This is a genomic window from Sphingomonas echinoides ATCC 14820, assembly GCF_000241465.1.
Lineage (GTDB): Bacteria > Pseudomonadota > Alphaproteobacteria > Sphingomonadales > Sphingomonadaceae > Sphingomonas > Sphingomonas echinoides.
Genome location: NZ_JH584235.1, coordinates 3,758,604 through 3,779,717 on the forward strand (window position 1 = coordinate 3,758,604; position 21,114 = coordinate 3,779,717).

Annotated in this window: 18 protein-coding genes and 1 pseudogene; 5 read left to right on the plus strand and 14 right to left on the minus strand. The window is 65.9% G+C overall.

Going from position 1 to position 21,114, the window contains the following annotated elements:
* Positions 1 to 25: 25 nt before the first annotated feature.
* Genes ON00_RS17385 through gltX form a run of 3 tightly spaced genes read right to left on the minus strand, consistent with a single transcriptional unit; the run spans position 26 to position 2,996 of the window.
* Complete coding sequence (locus ON00_RS17385; RefSeq protein ID WP_010408084.1) at positions 26 to 220, minus strand: hypothetical protein; 195 nt, start codon at positions 218 to 220, stop codon at positions 26 to 28.
* Positions 217 to 1,503, minus strand: a complete 1,287-nt coding sequence (locus ON00_RS17390) for a citrate synthase (protein ID WP_010408087.1) — start codon at positions 1,501 to 1,503, stop codon at positions 217 to 219. Before ON00_RS17390 ends, ON00_RS17385 begins: the two co-directional genes overlap by 4 nt.
* 20 nt (positions 1,504 to 1,523) lie before the next feature.
* Positions 1,524 to 2,996, minus strand: coding sequence for a glutamate--tRNA ligase (gltX, locus tag ON00_RS17395; protein ID WP_010408089.1), 1,473 nt, complete (start codon positions 2,994 to 2,996; stop codon positions 1,524 to 1,526).
* A 43-nt stretch (positions 2,997 to 3,039) separates the two neighbouring features.
* Between gltX and ON00_RS17400 the strand changes: the two genes are divergently transcribed.
* Positions 3,040 to 5,250, plus strand: a complete 2,211-nt coding sequence (locus ON00_RS17400) for a ComEC/Rec2 family competence protein (RefSeq protein WP_010408092.1) — start codon at positions 3,040 to 3,042, stop codon at positions 5,248 to 5,250.
* A gap of 61 nt (positions 5,251 to 5,311) precedes the next feature.
* Here the strand turns inward: ON00_RS17400 and ON00_RS17405 are convergent, their stop codons facing one another.
* The 4 genes from ON00_RS17405 to ON00_RS17420 form a co-directional block, all read right to left on the minus strand.
* Positions 5,312 to 6,142 carry a hypothetical protein gene (locus ON00_RS17405; RefSeq protein WP_010408095.1) on the minus strand — a complete coding sequence of 277 codons (831 nt, stop codon included), beginning with the start codon at positions 6,140 to 6,142 and terminating at the stop codon, positions 5,312 to 5,314.
* 173 nt (positions 6,143 to 6,315) lie between these two features.
* Positions 6,316 to 6,987, minus strand: a complete 672-nt coding sequence (gene lexA / locus ON00_RS17410) for a transcriptional repressor LexA (protein ID WP_010408099.1) — start codon at positions 6,985 to 6,987, stop codon at positions 6,316 to 6,318.
* Between the two features lie 71 nt (positions 6,988 to 7,058).
* The gene (locus tag ON00_RS17415) at positions 7,059 to 8,243 is read right to left on the minus strand and encodes a molybdopterin molybdotransferase MoeA (RefSeq protein WP_010408102.1); all 1,185 of its coding nucleotides are present in this window, start codon (positions 8,241 to 8,243) and stop codon (positions 7,059 to 7,061) included.
* Between the two features lie 28 nt (positions 8,244 to 8,271).
* Complete coding sequence (locus ON00_RS17420; protein WP_010408105.1) at positions 8,272 to 9,327, minus strand: sensor histidine kinase; 1,056 nt, start codon at positions 9,325 to 9,327, stop codon at positions 8,272 to 8,274.
* 333 nt (positions 9,328 to 9,660) lie between these two features.
* Between ON00_RS17420 and ON00_RS17425 the strand changes: the two genes are divergently transcribed.
* Positions 9,661 to 12,000 carry a TonB-dependent receptor gene (locus ON00_RS17425; protein WP_010408108.1) on the plus strand — a complete coding sequence of 780 codons (2,340 nt, stop codon included), beginning with the start codon at positions 9,661 to 9,663 and terminating at the stop codon, positions 11,998 to 12,000.
* A 102-nt stretch (positions 12,001 to 12,102) separates the two neighbouring features.
* Here the strand turns inward: ON00_RS17425 and ON00_RS20690 are convergent, their stop codons facing one another.
* The 5 genes and pseudogenes from ON00_RS20690 to ON00_RS17450 form a co-directional block, all read right to left on the minus strand.
* Positions 12,103 to 12,258, minus strand: a complete 156-nt coding sequence (locus ON00_RS20690; RefSeq protein ID WP_154651363.1) for a hypothetical protein — start codon at positions 12,256 to 12,258, stop codon at positions 12,103 to 12,105.
* A 385-nt stretch (positions 12,259 to 12,643) separates the two neighbouring features.
* Complete coding sequence (gene moaC / locus ON00_RS17435) at positions 12,644 to 13,117, minus strand: cyclic pyranopterin monophosphate synthase MoaC (RefSeq protein WP_010408110.1); 474 nt, start codon at positions 13,115 to 13,117, stop codon at positions 12,644 to 12,646.
* Positions 13,114 to 13,899: an indole-3-glycerol phosphate synthase TrpC gene (trpC, locus tag ON00_RS17440; protein WP_010408112.1), complete on the minus strand. Its 786-nt coding sequence runs from the start codon at positions 13,897 to 13,899 to the stop codon at positions 13,114 to 13,116. The genes moaC and trpC overlap by 4 nt, the downstream gene beginning before the upstream one ends.
* Positions 13,896 to 14,882 (minus strand): anthranilate phosphoribosyltransferase, encoded by a 987-nt coding sequence (gene trpD / locus ON00_RS17445; RefSeq protein ID WP_010408115.1) that lies wholly within the window; start codon positions 14,880 to 14,882, stop codon positions 13,896 to 13,898. The genes trpC and trpD overlap by 4 nt, the downstream gene beginning before the upstream one ends.
* 158 nt (positions 14,883 to 15,040) lie before the next feature.
* Positions 15,041 to 15,607: pseudogene (locus ON00_RS17450) on the minus strand (anthranilate synthase component II); the annotation flags it as partial.
* A 113-nt stretch (positions 15,608 to 15,720) separates the two neighbouring features.
* On the opposite strand from ON00_RS17450, the gene ON00_RS17455 reads away from it, so the two are divergent.
* Positions 15,721 to 16,167, plus strand: a complete 447-nt coding sequence (locus tag ON00_RS17455; protein ID WP_010408119.1) for a hypothetical protein — start codon at positions 15,721 to 15,723, stop codon at positions 16,165 to 16,167.
* A gap of 115 nt (positions 16,168 to 16,282) precedes the next feature.
* Here the strand turns inward: ON00_RS17455 and trpE are convergent, their stop codons facing one another.
* Positions 16,283 to 17,797: an anthranilate synthase component I gene (trpE, locus tag ON00_RS17460; protein WP_010408122.1), complete on the minus strand. Its 1,515-nt coding sequence runs from the start codon at positions 17,795 to 17,797 to the stop codon at positions 16,283 to 16,285.
* Positions 17,778 to 19,727: a peptidylprolyl isomerase gene (locus ON00_RS17465; RefSeq protein WP_010408124.1), complete on the minus strand. Its 1,950-nt coding sequence runs from the start codon at positions 19,725 to 19,727 to the stop codon at positions 17,778 to 17,780. Before ON00_RS17465 ends, trpE begins: the two co-directional genes overlap by 20 nt.
* A 142-nt stretch (positions 19,728 to 19,869) precedes the next feature.
* Between ON00_RS17465 and tpiA the strand changes: the two genes are divergently transcribed.
* Both tpiA and ON00_RS17475 read left to right on the plus strand, forming a co-directional pair.
* The gene (tpiA, locus tag ON00_RS17470) at positions 19,870 to 20,610 is read left to right on the plus strand and encodes a triose-phosphate isomerase (RefSeq protein WP_029623072.1); all 741 of its coding nucleotides are present in this window, start codon (positions 19,870 to 19,872) and stop codon (positions 20,608 to 20,610) included.
* 179 nt (positions 20,611 to 20,789) lie between these two features.
* A complete protein-coding gene (locus tag ON00_RS17475) occupies positions 20,790 to 20,996 on the plus strand; it encodes a hypothetical protein (RefSeq protein ID WP_010408130.1) in 207 nt (68 codons plus the stop codon).
* Positions 20,997 to 21,114 lie beyond the last annotated feature (118 nt).

Genomic DNA, 21,114 nt, shown 5'->3' on the forward strand with positions numbered 1-21,114 from the left:
CAGCGGTCCGCGGGTGGTCGGGCGCTCAGCGCCGCGACCACCACAGCAGCGCGCCGCCCGCCAGCCCGATCAGCGTACCATAAACCGCCCATTCGCCCTTGGCGAGCATTGGGCTCGATGCGGGCCACATGATAAGGCCGAGGCCCTGGCCCGCGAACAGCACCCCAAAGGCCAGCAGGATGACGCCCGCCACAAGGGCGAGCGCCTTCACCGGGTTCACGAACGGGCGTCGAGCGCGACGTAATCGCGCTGCGTCGGGCCGGTGTAGAGCTGACGCGGACGGCCGATCTTCTGCTCCGGATCGGCGATCATTTCATTCCACTGCGCGACCCAGCCGACGGTGCGGGCGAGCGCGAACAGGGCGGTGAACATCGTCGTCGGGAAGCCGATCGCCGAGAGAATGACGCCCGAATAGAAGTCAACGTTCGGGAACAGCTTCTTCTCGATGAAATACGGGTCGCTCAGCGCCATTTCTTCGAGCTTCAGCGCGACGTCGAACACGGGGTCCGACACCTTCATCGCGGCGAACACTTCGCGCACGGTCTGCTGCATCACGGTCGCGCGCGGATCGTAATTCTTGTACACGCGGTGGCCGAACCCCATCAGGCGGAACGGATCGTTCTTGTCCTTGGCGCGCGCGATATATTCGGGGATGCGGTCGACCGTGCCGATTTCGCGCAGCATGTTGAGCGCGGCTTCGTTGGCACCGCCATGCGCCGGGCCCCACAGGCAGGCGATGCCCGCTGCGATGCACGCGAACGGATTGGCACCCGACGAGCCGGCAAGGCGCACGGTCGAGGTCGACGCGTTCTGCTCATGGTCGGCGTGGAGGATGAAGATGCGGTCCATCGCCTTTTCGATCACCGGATCGACGACATATTCCTCGGCCGGAACACCGAAGGTCATGCGCAGGAAGTTGCCGGTGTAGCTCAGCTCGTTCTTGGGGTGCATGAACGGCTGGCCGATCGAATATTTATACGCCATCGCGGCGATCGTCGGCATCTTGGCAATCAGGCGATGGCTCGCGATCATGCGCTGCTGCGGATCGGTGATGTCGGCCGAATCCTGATAGAAGGCCGACAGCGCGCCGACGACACCGCACATGATCGCCATCGGATGCGCATCGCGACGGAAACCGCGATAGAAGGTTGCGAGTTGTTCGTGCAGCATCGTGTGGCGGCTGATCGTGTAGGTGAACTTGTCGAGCTCGTCCTTGGTCGGCAGCTCGCCGTTCAGCAGGAGATGGCACACCTCCATGAAGCTCGACTGTTCGGCCAACTGCCCGATCGGGTAACCGCGGTGCAGCAGCACGCCTTCGTCGCCGTCGATATAGGTGATCGCCGAATCGCAGCTTGCGGTCGAGGTGAAGCCCGGATCGTAGGTGAACATGCCGGTCTGGGCATACAGCTTTCGAATATCGATCACGTCTGGACCCACGCTACCGTGCAGGACCTTCAAATCGAGATCCTTGTCCGCGGCGTTCAGCTTGACAGTGTCAGTCATCGGTCGTCCTTTCGTGACGTCTATGCGGCCATCTGGTCGGCGATACGCCCCAGGCTCTCGTCGCGCCCGAGCAAGTCGAGCACGTCGAAGATCCCAGGCGAGGTCTTGCGTCCGGTCAGTGCGGCGCGCAGCGGTTGCGCGACTTGACCGAGCTTGACCCCTGCATCGTCGGCGACCTGCCGAACCGCAGCTTCGAGCGCCTCCGTATCCCAGTCTTCGACCGCGTCAAGCGCCGCGTGCACCTGCGCGAGCAATGCGGGGGCAGAACCCGACAGCAGCGCTGTCGCATCATGGTCCATCGCAAGCGGGCGGGTGCGAAAAAGAAAGGCAGCGCCGCTGGCCAATTCATTGAGATTGGCTGCGCGCGGTTTCAGCGATGCCATGCTGCGACGCAGAAGATCGAGCTGTTCGGCGTTCGGCGTGATCTCGAGTCGCGGTGCCACCAACTCGGCCAGGCGCGCATCGTCGGCCTGTCGAATATACTGACCGTTCAAATTTTCGAGTTTCTTCAAATCGAAGCGCGCGGGCGATTTGCCAACGCCGTCGAGATCGAACCACTCGATCGCCTGGTCGCGGCTGATGACCTCGTCATCGCCATGCCCCCAGCCGAGCCGCAGCAGATAATTCTCCAGCGCTTCGGGCAGGATGCCGAGTTCGTCGCGATAGAATTCGACGCCGACGGCACCGTGGCGCTTGGACATCTTGGCACCGTCCGACCCGTGGATCAGCGGGATGTGCGCATAGACCGGGTCGGGCCAGCCGCCCTCGATCGCGTTCATCGCGCGCAGGATGGGAAGCTGGCGGAAGGCGTTGTTGAGATGGTCGTCGCCGCGGATGATGTGCGTCACGCCCATGTCGTGATCGTCCACCACCACTGCCAGCATATAGGTCGGCGTGCCGTCCGAGCGCAGCAGGACGAAATCGTCGAGCTCGGCATTCTGCACGGTAACGCTGCCCTGGACACGGTCCTCGATCGTGGTGGCACCCTCGCGCGGGGCCTTCAGCCGCACGACGAACGGCGCCCCCTCGGGCGCTTCCTCGGGCGAACGGTCGCGCCAGCGGCCGTCATAGCGCATTGGCCTGCCCGCCGCCTTCTGCGCCTCGCGCATTTCGGTCAGCTCGTCGGCGGTGGCGAAACATTTATATGCCTGGCCGGCCGCCAGCAATTGATAGGCGACTTCGGCATGACGCGCGGCGCGCGAGAATTGGAAGACTTCCTCGCCGTCCCAATCGAGCCCGAGCCAGCGCATCGATGTCAAAATCGCGTCGATCGCGGGCTGGGTCGAGCGCGCACGATCGGTATCTTCGATGCGCAGCAGGAACTTGCCGCCATGGTGACGCGCGTAGAGCCAGTTGAACAAGGCGGTACGCGCCCCGCCAATGTGCAGGAAGCCGGTCGGCGACGGTGCGAACCGGGTGACGACCGTGGCGTCATTGGGGGTGGTGGTGGCGCCGACGGCGGGGGCCGTGGCGGGATCAGATATTGCGCTCAATCGCGCATACTCCCAGACTTAAGGATGGATGGCCGGTTCAGCCTTGAGCGCCCCTAGCACGCACCTTCCCGCGCTTCAAATCGGCGTGCTTCGGGGGTTTGCCGCCGTCAATGCCCGACTCGAGCGGTGGCTGGAGGCGGAGCGCGACCAACTGGCCTTGTGGGTGCCGGTCGCCTTGGGCGCGGGGATCGCTTTGTGGTTCGTGCTGCCCGACCCGGCGGCTTGGCGTGCGGCGGGGTGCCTCGCACTGGCGGTGGCGCTTGGCGGCGTGGCGTTCGCGCGACATGGCCGCGCGGCGCGGGTGGTCGCGGTGGGCGGGTTTTGCGTCTTGCTTGGGCTGGCACTGATCTGGAGCCGCTCGGAGCGAGTCGCGGCGGGTGTGCTTGCCCGCCCGACGATCGCGACCTTCACCGCGCGGGTCGAGCGAGTCGAGCCGCTGGTGGCGCGGGGTCTTGTGCGCGTGCGGCTCGCGCCGATCCGGGTGCTGGCGGTGCCCGAGCGGCGCGGGCCGCCGCAGCCATTGCCGACGCTGCCTGCACATCTTCGCGTCAATCTGACCGAGGCCGATGTTCCAGTCGGGCTGGTGCCGGGGGCGACGCTGTTGCTGTCGGCGCGGTTGATGCCGCCGCCCGAGCCGGCCGTGCCCGGAGCCTATGATTACGCCCGCACCGCCTGGTTTGACGGGATCGGCGCGACCGGGCGTGGCTTCGCGCCGATCCGCATCATCGCTGGCGGTGGTACGGCGGCGGAAGTTGGGCTGCGCGTGCGATTGTCGCAGCATATTCAGGCGCAAGCGGGCGGGGGCGGGGCCGGGGGCATTGCCGCCGCGCTGGCAACAGGCGACCAGGGCAGCATCCCGATGGCCGATAATGAGGCGATGCGTCGTTCGGGCCTTGCGCATCTGCTCTCGGTCAGCGGCTTGCACATCACGGCGGCGGTCGGCGCAGTGATGGTGCTGGTGATGCGGCTGCTCGCGCTCAGCCCGTGGCTGGCCTTGCGCTGGCGCTTGCCGCTGATTGCAGCGGGGGCGGGGGCGCTCGCGGCGATCGGCTACACGCTGCTGACCGGTGCCGAAGTGCCGACGATCCGATCGTGCGTCGCCGCGCTGTTCGTGCTCATCGCGCTCGCGCTGGGGCGCGAGGCGTTGACGCTGCGGCTGGTCGCGGCGGGCGCGGTGGTGGTGTTGCTGCTCTATCCCGAGGCGCTGGCGGGTCCGAGCTTCCAATTGTCTTTTGCCGCCGTCGCTTCGATTATCGCGCTTAACGAACATCCGACGGTGCGCGGCTGGTTCGGCCCGCGCGAGCAATCGCGGCTGGCGAAGCTCGCGCGCGAACTCGCGTCCTTATTGTTGACTGGCCTTGTCGTGGAACTGGCGCTGCTGCCGATTTCGCTGTTCCACTTTCAGAAAGCCGGGGTGTACGGCGCGGTCGCCAATATCGTGGCGATACCACTGACCACCTTCGTGACGATGCCGCTGGAAGCGCTGGCATTGCTGTTCGATTGCATCGGCGCGGGGGCACCGTTCTGGTGGGCGACGGCGCGCTCGCTCGATCTGTTGCTGTGGATCGCGCACACCACCGCCGCCGTTCCGGGATCGGTCGCGCCGTTGCCCGCCATGCCGGGCGCGGCTTACGCCCTGATGGTGGTGGGTGGCCTGTGGCTGGCTTTATGGCGCACGCGCTGGCGGCGGTTGGGGCTCTTGCCGCTGGCGGCGGGCGCGCTGTGGGCGCTGCTGACGCCCGCGCCCGACGTGCTCGTGACGGGCGATGGTCGCCACGTCGCGATCCGCACCGGGCGTGGTGATCTGGCGCTGCTGCGCGACCGTATCGGGGATTACACCGCCGACATGCTGGCCGAGAATGGCGGGATTGAGGACCTACCGGTGCTGATGTCCGAGCAGCCCGAGGCGCGCTGCAGCCGCGACCTGTGCCTGATGACGCGCCGCGCGGGCGACCGCGACTGGCGCATCCTCGCGACGCGCAGCGCCTACCTCGTCCCCGCGCCCGATCTGATCGCGGCGTGCGCCGAGGCCGACATCGTCATCAGCGAACGCCGCCTGCCGCGCCGCTGCGCACCGCGCTGGCTAAGGCTTGATCGCGCGACGCTGGCGCGCAGCGGCGGCGTGGCGATCGCGCTGGGCACGGCCTCGGTGCGGACCGTCCGTCATGCGGGCGACCGGCATCCTTGGGTGACGATGCCGGTATCATCGAAGCTGTCGCGGTTCCGCAAAGGGAACAAGGCTCGCCGCCGCTGAGGGCGGTCGATTTCGCTTTGGGTCGGGGGTGAGTTAGCCAGCGGCGCGGCGCTTCGGCCTTTTATTTGATTGGAGCCAGCGTGATGGAGCTACCTTTCACCACCCATACCGTTTTGGGCGCAGTCCCCACAAACAGCGGCATATGCAGATTGTAGGAGGTAAAAACATGGATCTCGGTCGGAACTGGGTCGAGCAAATGCGTGGTCATGAAGCCTTCTGCTGTTGCACCCGGTGGCAGTTTGGGGGGCTTCATCGCGAGACAACTGACATTAAACGGACGGGAAGACAGCACGTGTCCGTCCGGCGCAACGACGACGCGATAGTTGCCTCCCATCACGTAGGTGGCGGCATCCTGCTGGGCCGTCAGCAAGTAGACCGCGACTGGCCCCCCATTGGGCGACGGTAGCACGACCGTATTGAACGGTGCTGGCGTGCACGGTTCGTACTTTTGCGCCTTCGCGCGTTCGACCGCTATCTCGCGTGCGTGCGCGAGGAAGGCTTGCGACGGGGTGAGCGCTACCGGTTGGGGCAATTGTTCCTGACGCACCACCTTTCCGCCACGAACATCGGCGACGAAAAAGGCCTGGGCGGTTGCATTGCTCCCGCGGTAGTAGGTCACGTGCAAGGTTTGCTCGTCGGACACTTCGACGACATATCCGCCCACGCCGGTCAGTTGATCTTTCGGGACTGCGGCCATCAGCGCATCGGTGCTGACCCAGGCCGCACGATCGAAACCGTAAATTAGCCTCCCGGTGTTGGACGCGTGCGCGATGCGCTGCTCGTTGGAAGGCGCGGTTGGGGAAGGCGCGGTTGATCCCGGAACGGCAGATGGAGGCCTGCCCGCATCCTGACCGGGGACCGCCGAGATTAAAGCGATCAAAGGCAATAGCATCGGCTGTCTCCCGCAAAGACAGATACCTGACCTATGGTCTGTGGTTAGACAATGCCGGCACGAACAAAAAGCGTTCGCACCGTTTAAGATTGCTGGCCATCGCCAGAATCGACGTCAAACTTTTCTACATAGCGCTGTGTTTCGGTAGCGCTCGGCGACTGTCTACTTCTCCCTCAGTCGTACCGCCGCAAAATCCCGGCCAGCTTGCCCTGCACGCGCACTTGCGCGGGCGCATAACGCTGCGGGTCATACGCCCGGTTCGCCGGGTCGAGCCGGATCATCGCGCCTTCGCGGCGGAAGAATTTGAGCGTCGCTTCGCTGTCTTCGATCAGCGCCACGACGATCTCGCCGTCGCGCGCCACTTCCTGGCGCTTGATCAGCGCATAATCGCCATCCAAAATCCCGGCTTCGACCATCGAATCCCCGGCGACCTCCAGCGCATAATGCTCGCCACTGCCGAGCAAAGCGGCGGGGACGGCGAGCATCGAAGCACCTTCGAATGCCTCGATCGGCACACCGGCGGCGATGCGGCCGTGCAGCGGGATTTCGATCACGTCATTGGCAGGCTCGGGCATTGCGCGAACGTTGGCGGCGGGCGCAGCGGTGGTCTTGGTCGGCGTGTTGCTGCCGCGCTCGGGCATTTTAAGAACTTCGAGCGCGCGTGCGCGATTGGGCAGGCGGCGGATAAACTGGCGTTCCTCGAGCGCGCTGATCAGGCGGTGGACGCCCGATTTGGATTTGAGGTCGAGCGCTTCCTTCATTTCCTCGAACGAGGGCGACACGCCGGTTTCATCAAGCCGGTCGTTGATGAAGCAGATCAGCTCATGCTGCTTGCGCGTTAGCATCGCTCGGGCCCTTTCGTCGGAACAGACTGCGAACCTATACGGAACGAAAAATCGCGCGTCAAGCGTGGGCTTTAGGGGAGCGCGAGGATTTCCACCGAGTCGCCCGCTCCGGCCGCTGGCGCATGCGGCGCGCGCGCGATCAGGCAATCCGCCTCGGCAAGGGTCCGCAGCAACGAGGAGTCCTGGCGCTGTGCCACATACACGCGCCCATCGCGGGTTTGCGCCCGGAGATAATCCTGCCGCCGGTCATTGGCGGGCAGGGCCGCGCCCAGTATGGCGGTGCGTAAGACCGGCACGGCCGCGCGCGCGCCGCTCAGATGCGCGATCAGCGGGCGCAGGAACACCGTCGCGGTCACGAAGGCCGACACCGGGTTGCCGGGCAGGCCCAGTACCGTCATCCCGCGCAAGCGCCCCGCCAGCATCGGCTTGCCGGGCCGTAGCGCAATCCGCCAGAAATCGATCGTCCCGCCCGCAGCTTCCAGCGCCGGGCGGATTAGGTCATGGTCGCCGACCGAAGCGCCCCCGGTGGTGACGAGAATGTCGGCGTCCACCGCAGCAAAGGCGGCGGCGATGGCATCGAGCCGATCGGGCAGGATACCGAGCGGGAGGATGTCGACCGGTAAGTCGGCCAGCAACGCCGCCAGCATCACGCTGTTGGATTCGGGCAAGGCGTCGGGGGCACCGCTCGCCCCTGGGGCGACCAGTTCGTCACCGCTCGCGACCACCGCGACGCGCAACCGCCGCGCGACCGTCAGCGCGCCGTGCCCGGCGATCGCCGCCAGCGCGAGACGCGCTGCCGTCAGCCGCTCGCCCTTGGCGATGAGCAACTCGCCGCTGGTGAAATCGAGCCCCTTGCGACGGATATTGCCGCCGCGCACCGGTCCGTCGCCGGACAGGGTAAGGCTGTCGCCGTCGCGGGCCGCTTCTTCCTGGACCAGCACGCTATCGGTGCCGGACGGGAGTGCCGCACCGGTGAAGATGCGCACGGCCTCCCGCGCGCCGCACGTCCCGTCAAAGGGCCGCCCGGCGGCGCTCTCGCCGATCACGCGCAGCGGGCCCGGCAAATCGTCGAACCGCACCGCATAGCCATCCATCGCCGACAGGTCGGCATAAGGCTGCGTGCGCAGCGCACAGACGTCGCTCGCCAGCCAGCGACCCGCTGCCGCCGCCAAAGGCACCGTTTCCGTCGCCACTGCGGTGCCCAGCGCGAACAGGCGCTCTTGCGCTTCGGACACAGAGATCAGGGGAGCGGGCATAAGGCAGCTTTCAAACGTGTAAGGGGGATCAGCGCGCCGCCAGGCGGGGCGTCGCGCTTGCCATCGTCAAGCGCGTGATCGTGCCGCCCGCATCGCCGCGCTGCACGTCGAACGTGCCGCCAAGCTGCCGGGCCAGTGTCGTCGCGATCGTCAGCCCGAGACTGGTCGGAAGCGTGATGTCAAAGTCGGTCGGCAAGCCCACGCCATTGTCGGTGACGGAGAGGTTCAACAGGCCGTCGGCGCTTTTAACACGGATGTCGATCTGCCCGGTTTCGCGGTCGGCAAAGCCGTGTTCGAACGCATTCGCCACCGCTTCCGCCAGGATCAAGGCGAGCGGGATCAGCGCGTTGGGATCGAGCACCATGTCCGCTTGCGCATCGACCCGGCACGCAATGCCGGGCTTGCCGCCGGCTTCGGCGAGATCGGCGACCAAATCGGTGACGAAACGATCCAGCGCGACCTGGCCACCGCTCACATCATAGAGCTGGCGCTGGATCCGGCCGATCAGCTGGACGCGGTGGACGGCGTTGTCGAGAATCTGCCGCGCCCCCGCATCGGTAAGGGCGCGACGCTGGACGCTGAGCAAGGCCGCAACCATCATCAGATTGTTCGACACACGATGTTGCAATTCGTTGAACAGCACATCGCTGCGCTCGACCAGATCCAGCCGCTGGGCCGCCAGTTCGCGCGTGCGCTCGCGTTCTTCGCGCAGCCGGGCATTGGCCTTTTGCATCATGTCGACCAGCGCAATATCGACCGCGACGACGCCGATATAAAAGAGCAAGGCCGTCGCGGTGGGTGCCCCGATCTGAAAACTGAACAGCGGCGCGATGAAAAAGTACCAGGCGATGAGCCCGCACAGAATGGCCGACAGCACGCCGGGCCCGCGACCCCAGAGAAAGGCCGAGATGATCACCGCCGGAAAGAAGGTGAGAAACGGAAATCCCGGCGGGAAATACGGGTTCAGCGCGCTGCGCAAAAGCCCGGCGAGAACAGCCGACAGCGCCGCGAAAACATAGGCAAGGATTGGGCGATCGGTCAGGAGCGGCAAACGTTCCAGCAGGTTCGGTCGTAGGTCATTCATTCGGTCAGATACCAATTCCCTCAGGGCCGCGCAGTATTCTCGATCAAGATTCGGACACTCCGCCCGCTACCGTCGCGCATCCTACGCCATCGTATGACCGTGTCGCAAATGCGCGAACGGCGCGCGCGCGCGCCGGGGTAGTTGCACGGAAACCACAGTCGTGTGGCAATCCCGGGCTCCTGCCCAAACTGTCACAATCGCGACATAATCTCGGCCTAGCCGCGCCTCAGCAACCAGACTGTACCAGTCGAAGACCGCTCAGAGCGCATCGCGCAGACACCCGCAAAGGGCGCTGCGCGCGTGTTGTCATGTCCGCAGTACGCTAAACTCAAAATGGGGAACATCGTGTCCAAATCACTCGTCGCAAAGTCCGCACTCCTGTTCGGCACCGCGTTTGTCGCGCTTGCCGGTGCCAGCGCTGCCAGCGCGCAGGATGCTCCTGCTGCCGCCGCAGCGGCGCAGACGCCCGCCGAAGATAATCTCGGCGATATCGTCGTCACCGCGCAACGCCGCAGCGAGAACCTGCAGAAGGTGCCGGTTTCGGTCGGCGTGCTGCAGGGTGCCGATCTGCGCAACTTCACGGCGGGCGGCGGCGATACGCTGCTCGAACTCGCCAACCGCGTCCCCGGCCTTTATGCCGAGACGACCACCGGCAAGATCTTCCCGCGCTTCTACATTCGCGGCCTCGGCAACATCGATTTCTACCTCGGCGCCTCGCAGCCCGTGTCGATCATCCAGGACGATGTCGTGCTCGAGCATGTCGTGCTGAAGTCCAACCCGGTGTTCGACGTGAACCAGATCGAAGTGCTGCGCGGGCCGCAGGGCACGCTGTTCGGCCGCAACACCACGGCCGGCATCATCAAGTTCGACACGAACAAGCCGACCAACGATTATGAAGGCCGCGCGACGGCGTCCTATGGCAGCTACAACACCGTGTCGGTCGACGCCGGCGTCGGCGGGCCGATCGTCAAGGACGTGCTCTCGTTCCGCGTGTCGGGTCTGTATCAGCGTCGCGATAACTGGATCGACAACAGCTATACCGGCCCGAGCGATGACGGCACCGTCGGCGGCAAGAACAAGCTCGGCGGCTTCGAGGAGAAGGACGTCCGCCTCCAGTTGATGCTGACCCCGCCCGAAACCGGCTTCACCGGCATCGTTTCGGCGCATGCGCGCAATTACTCGGGCACTTCGACGATCTTCCATCGCGGCGCGATCAAGCTCGGCACCAACGATGTCAGCGCCGAACCGCGCGACAGCATCGCGCTCGACGAGGGCCATAACAATCCGCAGGCGTACCGGACCTATGGCGGCTCGTTCAACGCGAAGAACGATTTCGGCGCGGTCACGCTGACCTCGATCACGGCGTATGAATCCACGTCGGGCTATAGCCGCGGCGACACCGATGGCGGTGCCGCGGTCAATTTCGCGGGCGGCAAGTTCTATGGCGAGAGCCAGGGCCGCGTCCGCGACCTCGACCAGCTGAGCCAGGAACTGCGTCTGGCCAGCAATGGCACCGGGCGTTTCAAGTGGCAGATCGGCGGCATCTACTTTGAATCGCGCGATACGACCGAATTCGACCAGCGTGGTTTCTTCCTGCTCGACAATTCGTTCGGGACCAACCCGAACCCGAACAACTTCGTCGTCCTGCGCAACATCAACACGTCCTATGCCGGTTTTGGCCAGGCGAGCTACGAGCTGCTCCCCAAGCTGACGCTGACCGGCGGCGTACGCGTGACCTATGACGAAAAGACCACGCGCCTCGTCACGCCGCCGCGCAACGCAGCGGGCGTATCGACCTTCCCGGCTGCGGCCGCGAGCTATGTGCGCCTGGCCGATACCCAGCCGAGCTGGGAAGGCAGCCTCAACTATGCGGTCGAGCCGAATGTGAACGTGTTCGCGCGCGTTTCGCACGGTTTCCGCGGGCCGACGATCCAGGGTCGCAACGCCGTGTTCAGCTCCGCCTTCGTGACCGCGACGTCGGAGACGATCACGTCGTATGAAGCCGGCATCAAGTCGAACCTGTTCGGAAACACGCTGCGCTTCAACGCGACGGGCTTCTACTACAAGGTCCACAACATCCAGCTGAACGGCAACGACGCCAACAATAACGGCCTGCTGTTCAACGCCAACCAGGCGCAGGCGTGGGGCGGCGAAGCGGAGCTGACCTGGCGTCCGGTGCCCGAGTTCACGCTCGGCCTGGGTGGCAGCGTGCTGCACACCGAGATCAACGACACGCGCGTGTATGCACCGGTCTGCAAGCTTAACGGCGTCGTCACCTGCACCGTGCTCAACCCGACGATCAATGTCGGCGCGGCGACGCTCGCGCAGATCAACGGCAACGTCCTGCCCGACGCGCCGAAATATCAGCTCGATGCCAATGCCCGGTATGACTATCCGCTCGGCAATGGCGGCAAGCTGTTCCTCGCGGGCGACGTCACGCTGCAGGGCTATACCAGCTTCGTGCCGTACAAGACGATCGAGTACACCTCGGACGGCACTTTCGAGGCTGGCCTGAAGGGCGGTTACGCCGCGCCGGACAACAAGTACGAACTGGCCGTATTCGTGCGCAACCTGACCAATGAGAAGAACCTGAAGGGCGTGCTCGATAACTACAACGCTGCCGTGTTCAACGACCCACGCATCATCGGCGTGTCGCTGAGCGGCAAGTTCTAAGGGGCTGAGGGCGCGGCCTGCTTCGGCGGGCCGCGTTCACCGTTGGGGGCCAAACCGAATATGCGCGCCGCCAGAGCGCAGGGATCCGGTTTGGCCCATGGATCAGTTGCCGGTTTGCGGCTTGTGGAACGCCGCCGTTAGACAAGTGGCCTTTGCGTTTCTTATGGTGGTGCCAACAACTCGAATGATTTGATAGTCGGTGAGGGTCGCGGTTTTACGATCGAAGGTGATTAAGCGATCCTGCTCAGGCGTCTGCATGTCAGCCAGCTTTATTGGATAAGATGCCCGGTCCTTAATGGGATATGTCTGCTGGGGGCTACACTCCGCGTAACAATAATATCCTGCTGCCAGGTCCGCACTGAATGTTATGGTGTAAGGAACGACCATAGGCGCGTTCGTGTCAACTTGGACGGTTTCTGTTCCGGTGCAACTCTCAGCAAATTGATCTTGCGCTGACGCAGAGGTAGATCCGAGGGCCGCGAGGGCAAAAGCACAAACCGCGTATCGCATCTTGTTGTCTCCACGGCATGATCAGCATGCTAGCATAACCCTCTGGCTCAACCTTCGCTAATGACAATCGTGTCACCGAGGCGATGTGATTGTTGAGCATCGGATGCTAACGCTGATCTTCGAGGCAGGTGATTCAGCCCGCCCGCGCCCAATCGCCCGATTTGCCGCCGGTCTTGGTCAGCAACTGCACGCCGCCGATCGTCATGCCTTTGTCGATCGCCTTGGCCATGTCGTAGATCGTCAGCAGCGTGACCGTAACGGCGGTCAGCGCTTCCATCTCGACCCCGGTCTTGCCCTCGGTCGCCACCGTCGCGGTTGCGGTGACGCCGCTTTCGTCCACCACCAGATCGATCGCCACGCGCGTCAGCGGCAACGGGTGGCATAAGGGGATCAACTCGCTGGTGCGCTTGGCCGCCATGATTCCCGCGACCCGCGCCACCGCCAGCACATCGCCTTTCAGCGCGGTGCCGTCGCGGATCGCGCGCGCGGCCTCTGCGGCCATCTCGATCCGCCCGGTCGCCACCGCCTCGCGCCGCGTCGCCGCCTTGCCGCCGACATCGACCATATGCGCCGCGCCTGCCGCATCGAGATGGGTGAGGTCGCTCATCCGACCAGTGTGCGCGTCGCGGCTTCCAGGTCGGCCTGACGCATCAGCGATTCGCCGATCAGGAAGCAGCGAATGCCATGTTCGGCCATCGCATCGAGATCGGCGCGGGTGGTGAGGCCGCTTTCGGCGACGAAGGTGCAATCCTTCGGTGCCTTGGACACGAGTTCATAGGTGCGCGCGAAATCGACGGTGAAATCGCGCAGATTGCGGTTGTTGACGCCGATCAGCCGCGACTTCAGCTTCAGCGCGCGCTCCATTTCGCTGTGCGAATGCACCTCGACCAGCACGTCCATCCCGCATTCGAGCGCACTCGCCTCGATCTCGGCCAGCAGCCCGTCGTCGAGCGCCGACATGATCAGCAGGATCGCGTCCGCACCAAGCCCACGCGATTCGGGCACTTGCCATGGATCGACCATGAAATCCTTGCGCAGCACCGGCAGCGCACAAGCGTTGCGCGCGGCGGTCAGATAGCTGTCGGCCCCCTGGAACCACGCTTCGTCGGTCAGCACCGACAGGCAGGTTGCGCCACCCGCCTGATAGGCCGCGGCATGGGCGGGGGGATCGAAATCCTCGCGGATCAGGCCCTTGGACGGGCTGGCCTTCTTGATTTCGGCGACCAGCGCAAAGCCGGTCTCGGCCCGCCCATCCAAGGCGGCGCGAAAGCCGCGCGGCGCGGTCTGCGCGGCGATGCGGTCGTCGAGTTCGGCGATTGCGGTGGTTGCCTTGCGCGCGGCGACTTCGGCGCGCTTGGTTTCCAGGATGCGGGTGAGGACGTCGGTCATGAATAGGCAATCCATCGATCGAGCAAGCCGTTCGCCGCGCCGCTGTCGATCGCGTCGCGTGCAATCTCCACGCCTTCGGCAAGCGTCTGGCTGGTTCCCGCCACGATCAATGCGGCGGCGGCATTGAGGAGAACAGCATCGCGATATGGGCCCGCTTCGCCCTGAAGCAAGCGGCGCAGCGCGGCGGCATTATAAGCGGCGTCGCCACCACGGATCGCGGTGACGGGGTGGCGCGGCAATCCCGCGTCTTCGGGGACGATGATGTCGGGCAGGTCAACCTGGCCCACGCTGACCGCGACGCTTCTGCCGGCACTCGACAATTCGTCCAGCCCTTCCTCGCCCGACACCACCAACGCCGCCTCGGTGCCAAGCTGTTCGAGCGCGGCGGCATAGGTTGCGGCATAATCGGGCCGCGCAATGCCGATCAACTGGCGCGTTACCCCGGCGGGGTTGGCGAGCGGCCCCATCAGGTTGAAAATCGTGCGGCGGCCCAGCCGCTGGCGGATCGGTGTGATCCGCTTCATCGCCGGGTGATGGTTGGCGGCAAACAGGAAGGCGATGCCGATATCGCGCAGGCTCGCCTCGGCGCACAGCCCGGCGCGGTGCATGTCGAGCCCCAGCACTTCCAGCGTATCCGCCGCGCCCGCCTTGGAGGAGGCCGCGCGATTGCCATGCTTGGCGACGGGAACGCCCGTACTGGCGACGACGATCGAGACGGCGGTGGAGACGTTGAGCGTATGATGCCCGTCGCCCCCGGTGCCGCAGACATCGACCGTGCCCGGCGGCGCATCGATCGGCAGCAGGCGCGCGCGCATCGCGCGGGCGGCCTCGGCGATCTCGATACTGGTCTCGCCGCGCTCGGTCAGCCCGATCAGGAAGGTCTCGATCTCGCTTTCCGAGGTCCGCGCGTCGAGCAGGTCGGCAAAGGCTTGCGCCGCGGTTTCGCGGCTGAGCGGTGATGCGGTGTCGGGGAGGAGGTTCAATTTCCCCTCCCGCTTGCGAGTTCCGGGTCGGCCATGCCCCCGGCATGGCCTGGACGACGTGGGGCGTCGTCCACCCGGTACTGGGTTAGGGGAGGGGGGGCAGAGAGCTGTGCGTCTTGGACAGGCCCTCCCCCAGCCCCTCCCGCAAGCGGGAGGGGAGATATGCCCGCATCCGCCAGGAAATTGGCCAGCATGGCATGGCCATGTTCGGTGGCGATGCTTTCGGGATGGAACTGCACGCCGTGGATCGGCAGCGTCGCATGGCGCACGCCCATCACCGATCCGTCATCCGCGCGCGCGTTGACCACCAGCGTGTCCGGCAGATCCTCGACGATCAGCGAATGATAGCGCGTCGCGGTGAAAGGCGAGGGCAGGCCCGCGAACACGCCCGTTCCGTCATGCGTGACGGGCGAGGTCTTGCCGTGCATCAACCCGCCGCGCACCACGCGGCCGCCGAAATGCTGGCCGATTGCCTGATGCCCCAGGCACACGCCCAGCAACGGACGCCCAGCTGCGGCGCAGGCCGCCACCAGATCGAGCGAGATGCCGGCCTCGGTCGGGGTTTTGGGGCCGGGCGAGATCAGGAACCCCTGCGCATTGCTGGCCAGCGCTTCGGCGGCGGTCAGCGCATCGTTGCGCACCACCTTTACCTCCGCGCCCAACTCCATCAGGTAGTGGACCAGGTTCCAGGTGAAGCTGTCGTAATTGTCGATGACGAGGATCATGGCGCGCCGCTAACCTGTTTGTGCTGATACGACAATCGCGGTGATAAAGACGCCGTTCAGGTTGGATCTAACCAAACGTGCTACACGTTACCGTGTCCCAAGGAGAAATTCCCATGCTGCGCCCCTTCGCCGTCGCCCTTTTGCTGGCTACAGTCCCCACCGCGACGGTCGCGCAGAGCGCGCCGCAGGCTTCGACGACCGAAGCCAAACAGGCCGAGTCGGGCAAGCCTCCGCTCCGGATTCGCTCCGTCACGCTGACGGGTAACGAGACCTGCCCGCAGGCGAGCAATCCCGATCAAGAGATCGTGGTGTGCGCGCGTGTCGGCGAACCCTATCGCATTCCCAAGGCGCTGCGCGACCAAAAGCCGATCCCGGCGCAAAACCAGAGCTGGGTCAATCGTACCGCGGTGATGGACGAGGTGGGTCGTCGAGCGGGAGGCCTCCCCGATACCTGTTCGCCGACTGGCTCGGGCGGCCAGACCGGCTGCGCCCAGATGCGCGCCCAACAATATGCTGCCGAAAAAGCCGAAGCCAAGCGGCAGGCGAGCCAGGTACCGTAAGAGGCCATTACCCCGTTCGGGCTGAGCTTGTCGAAGCCCCGCTCTCCCGCCGACCCCGTGCGTGCGGCGGGCTGCCCTTCGACAAGCTCAGGGCGAACGGGGGGAGCCTAGCCGGTTACTGCCCGAACCCGCTCTCTGCCGCCCGCGCGATCGCCTCGCGCGCGGCGGCCAATAACGCCCCGGCCTTGGCTTCGCACTCGCGCTGCTCATACGCCGCTTCGCTGTCGGCAACGATACCGGCACCCGCCTGCACATTCATGATGCCGTCTTTCACGATCGCCGTACGCAGCACGATGCACGAATCCATCGATCCGTCGGGCGAGAAATAGCCGACGCCGCCCGCATAGGGGCCGCGCACCGCGTCCTCCAGTTCGGCAATGATCTCGCACGCGCGCACCTTGGGCGCACCGCTGACCGTGCCCGCCGGGAAACCCGCGAACAGTGCGTCGAGCGCGTCATGCTCGGGCGCTAGCTGGCCGATCACGTTCGAGACGATGTGCATGACATGGCTGTAGAATTCGGTGGTGTAGCTCGCCGTTACCTGCACGCTGCCCGCCGTCGCCACGCGCCCGACATCGTTCCGCCCGAGATCGAGCAGCATGAGGTGCTCGGCGCGCTCCTTGGGGTCGGCGAGCAGGCTCTGGCGATTGGCTTCGTCCTCGGCGGCGGTCTTGCCGCGTGGGCGCGTGCCGGCGATCGGGCGAATCGTCACCTCGCTATCGCGCACCCGCACCAGAATTTCCGGGCTCGATCCGGTCAGCGCAAAGCCGGGCAGATCGAGATGATAGAGGAACGGCGACGGGTTGATCCGCCGCAGCGCGCGGTACAGTTCGAACGGCGGCAGCGGGAAGGGCGCGGTGAAGCGCTGCGACAGCACCACCTGAAAGATGTCGCCCGCGACGATATAATCCTTCGCCCGCGCCACCATTTCGGCATAGCGGCCGGGGGCAAGCGTTGGCGTCAGCGCGATCTCGCTCGCCTCGCCGCGCACCGGCGCGGGCAAGGGCGCGGTGGCGAGGCGCGCGGCGGTCGCCTCGATCCGCTCGAGTCCCTCGGTCACGATCGCCTCGGGCGTTCGGGCCGCATCGGGCCAGACCGGCGCAACGAGGAACAGCGCATCGGCCAGCCGGTCGAAGATCAGCACCACCGTTGGCCGCACGAACATCATGTCGGGCAAGCCCAGCGTATCGGTCGCCGGGCGCGGCAGCCGCTCGACCAGGCCGATCGTCTCATAGCCGAAATAGCCGACCAGGCAGGCGAGTGCTCGCGGCAGTTCGGCGGGCACGTCCATCCGGCACGACGCCACCAGCGCGCGCAAAGCCTCCAGCGTCGGTTCGGTGCAGGGCGCGAAGGCCTCGCGATCGGTCAGCCAATGCGGGTTGATCGCGGCGGCATTGCCCTGCGCGCGGAACACCAGATCGGGCGCGAGCCCGATCAGGCTGTGCCGCCCGCGCGTTTCCCCGCCCTCGACCGATTCGAGCAGGAAGTCGCCGCGCCCCGGCTCGATCAGCTTGAGGGCTGCAGCGACCGGGGTTTCGGTATCGGCGACCCGACGCTGCCACAGCAGCGCCGGACGACCGGCGGCGAGGGCGGTGTGTGCCGCCGCCGTATCAGGGCTGATCGGTCGCACTCACGCCACCCAGCATGTTGAGCTTGAGCTTGGCGATCGCAGCGGTGTTGCGCGTGGTACCAACCGCCTTTTGCACGGCCTTGCCGAAGGCACCGGCATATTCACGGCCGATCACCTTGCCGATATCGGAGCGCGTACCGGAGATGACCTTGTCGTTGCCGCGCGCATCGCCCGCTTCGATCGAGTCGAGATGAACGATGACCCAGCCGGCCCTGTCCGGCGCTTCGATCAGCTTGGTGGTCTTGGCGGCCATGCTGAACAGCAGCGACAGCGGCGCTGGCACCTGGCGCGGATTGGCCATCAGGGCGGCGCGCGGCGCGTTGATCGGGCGCAGCGGCGGCAGCTTCAGCTTGGTCGCGGCCATCGCCTCGGCCAGCGGCGTGCCCTTATTGGCGCTGGCGACGACGGCGGCGGCGATCTTGCGCGCCTCGCGCTGGCCACGGTCGAGCGTGAAGTCGCGCACCACTACGTCGCGGATCTGCGCCAGCGGGCGCGGCGCGGTCGGCACGATCTTTTCGACCGCGACCAACGCAAAGCTGCCATCGGGGCCTAACGGCACGGTTTGCGGCGCATCGCCCGCTTGCGCTGCAAAGGCGGCGGCGAGGATCGGCGCAATCGCAGGATCGGGCTTGGCGGTGGGGTTGTCGATGTCCTGACCGGTAGGCAGCAGCGCGGGGGTGCGCAGCGGCGTCAGCTTCTGCTGCGTGACCAGCGTATCGAAATTGCTCTTCGACAGCGCGTCCTCCATCGCATTGCGCTTGTCGGTCAGCGCGGCGGTGGTCTTCTGCTTGGACAGCGTCTCGCGCAGCGCTGGCGTTGCCTCGGCCAGCGTTTTGGCGGGCTGGATATGCTGCTTGACGATCTTGGCGACGATAAAGCCGAGCGGCGCGCGCAGCGGTCCGACGACATCGCCCGCCTTGGCGGCAAAGGCCGCATCGGCGACGGCGGCGGACGTCTGCCCGGCATAGCCCGCTTTCTGCTGGTCGGTCAGCGTCGCGGCTTCGAGCCCGGCGGCGCGGGCTGCCTGCTCGATCGGCGTGCCTGCGCGCACCTTGGCGGCGAGCGCCGTCGCGGCGGTCTGATCGGCCACCACGACTTGCGCGATCGTGCGCACATCGGCGGCGGCGAAGCTTGCCGCCTGCGCCTTATAGGCAGCGGCGATCTCGGCGTCGGTCGGCGCGGCGGCGACGGTGGCCGCATTGATCAGCGCATAGCGCACGATCCGCCGCTCCGGCACGCGGTAGCGCGACAGGTTGCGGGTGTAGAAGGTGTTAAGCTCGGCATCGGTCGGCGCGGGGCCTGCGGCGACCGCCTGGCTGGGGATGAAGCCGACAGTACCGTTGCGCTTCTCCAGCAGCAGGCTCGCATAAGGCAGCGCCATTTGCACCGGCACCTGAATCGCGCCGATCGTCGGCAGGATCAGGTGGCGCATCAGCGTCTGGTCGGCAATGTCGGTGCGGACCTGTGTGTCGGTGGCACCGTTCTGCTTCAGCACGGCTTCATAACGGGCCTGGTCGAACTTGCCGTCCAGCCCGATCAGCCCCGGCTGGCTGGCGATCACCGCATCGACCGCTTTCTTACTGATGACGATGCCCTGCTTCTGCGCGAACTGGCGGAAGGCGTTCGAATCGATCAGCCGCTCCAGGCTCGCATCGAATCCGCCGCCTGCAACGAACTGCGCCATCGTCAGCGACGGCTGCTCCTGCCGATATTGGTTGAAGTCGCGCTGCACGGCTGCCTGCAAGTCGCCGATCACGATCGTCTGGCTGCCGACGGTGGCGACGGTGTCGCCCTTGGCGGCGGGCGTGCCGCTGCCCGACAGGCCCGATTTGTCCGAAAGCACGAATGCCAGGCCAAGCAACGCGACGAATCCAAGCGCAACGGCGGCCCCCAGCGGATGGCGGATCATTCGGCGGAAAAAACTGAGCATGAGCGGGAGCGGCCAATCTGTCTGGAGCGTAATCTTTGCCGCTTTAGGGTGGTGGCGGGGCGGCTTCAAGCCGGGGCTTGGACTTGTGCGTTGCGGCAGGGGCGTTATCGCAGGGCAAAAGGTAAGAAAAAAGAGGATGGGCATGACACGTCGCAAGCTGGTCGCCGGCAATTGGAAGATGAATGGCAGTCTGGCCGCTTTGGCCGAACTCGACACGATCGCGGCGGTCGCGCGCGCGCATCCGGCGGTCGATGTGTCGATCGCCCTGCCTGCGACGCTGATCGCCCCCGCCGTCCAGCGCGTGCCCGGCCTCGCCATCGGTGGGCAGGACGTCCATGCGGCGGAAAGCGGCGCGCATACCGGCTGCCTGTCCGCCGCGATGCTCGCCGAAGCGGGGGCGAGCTTCACCATCGTCGGCCATAGCGAACGCCGCGCCGATCAGGGCGAAACCAGCCAGGACGCCTGGGCGAAGGCCAGCGCCGCGCACCGTCACGGTCTCGGCGTCATCCTGTGCGTCGGCGAAACGGATGCCGAGCGCGACGCCGGCCGCGCCGCGCGCGTGGTGCAGGCGCAGATCGAGAAATCGGTGCCCGATCTCGCCACCGGCGCCTGGCTGACGCTGGCGTATGAACCGCGCTGGGCGATCGGCACCGGTCGCACGCCGACGCTCGATGAAATCGCCGAAGTCCATTCGATCGCGCGCGCCAAGCTGCGCACGCTGGTCGGCGACGCCGCCGACACGATCCGCATCCTCTATGGCGGATCGGTGACGGGCGCGAATGCGGCGGCGATCCTGGAAACCGAGGATGTCGACGGCGCGCTGGTCGGCGGGGCCAGCCTGACGGCGGCGAAATTCGTGCCGATCATCGAGGCGGCGCGGTAGGGCACACCCGTCTGCTTCCCCTTCTCCGTTCGTTTCGAGCGTAGTCGAGAAACAGCTACAAGCGCTGTGCCTGGTTTCTCGACTTCGCTCGAAACGAACCGGGGGGGAGGCGCGGTGCCACCCGGAGCATCGCCAATCCCCACTGGACACGCAAACCGCCGCCCGCTTATCGGGGCGCGATGAGTGTTATTGCCACGATCATGAACACGGCCACCGGCCAGCCCATCCAGAAAATGACCTTCGGGCGGATGCCCAAGCCCTGGATTTCCTTCAACCTCGCCACCGGCGAACTGGTCACCGCCGACCGCGTCGAAGTCGGCAAACCCGCGCCCGGCAAATTCGTCGTGCCGGTGTCGGTCTGGGTCACGCCGAAGACCGAGGGGTGAGTGTGTAAAGGGCGCTCTCCTTCACATTGATCGAATCTCCCTCTCCCAACGGGAGAGGGAAGGGGCCCGCCGCGCCAGCGGTGGGAAGGGTGAGGGCGACCCGCGCCACATCCCCCAC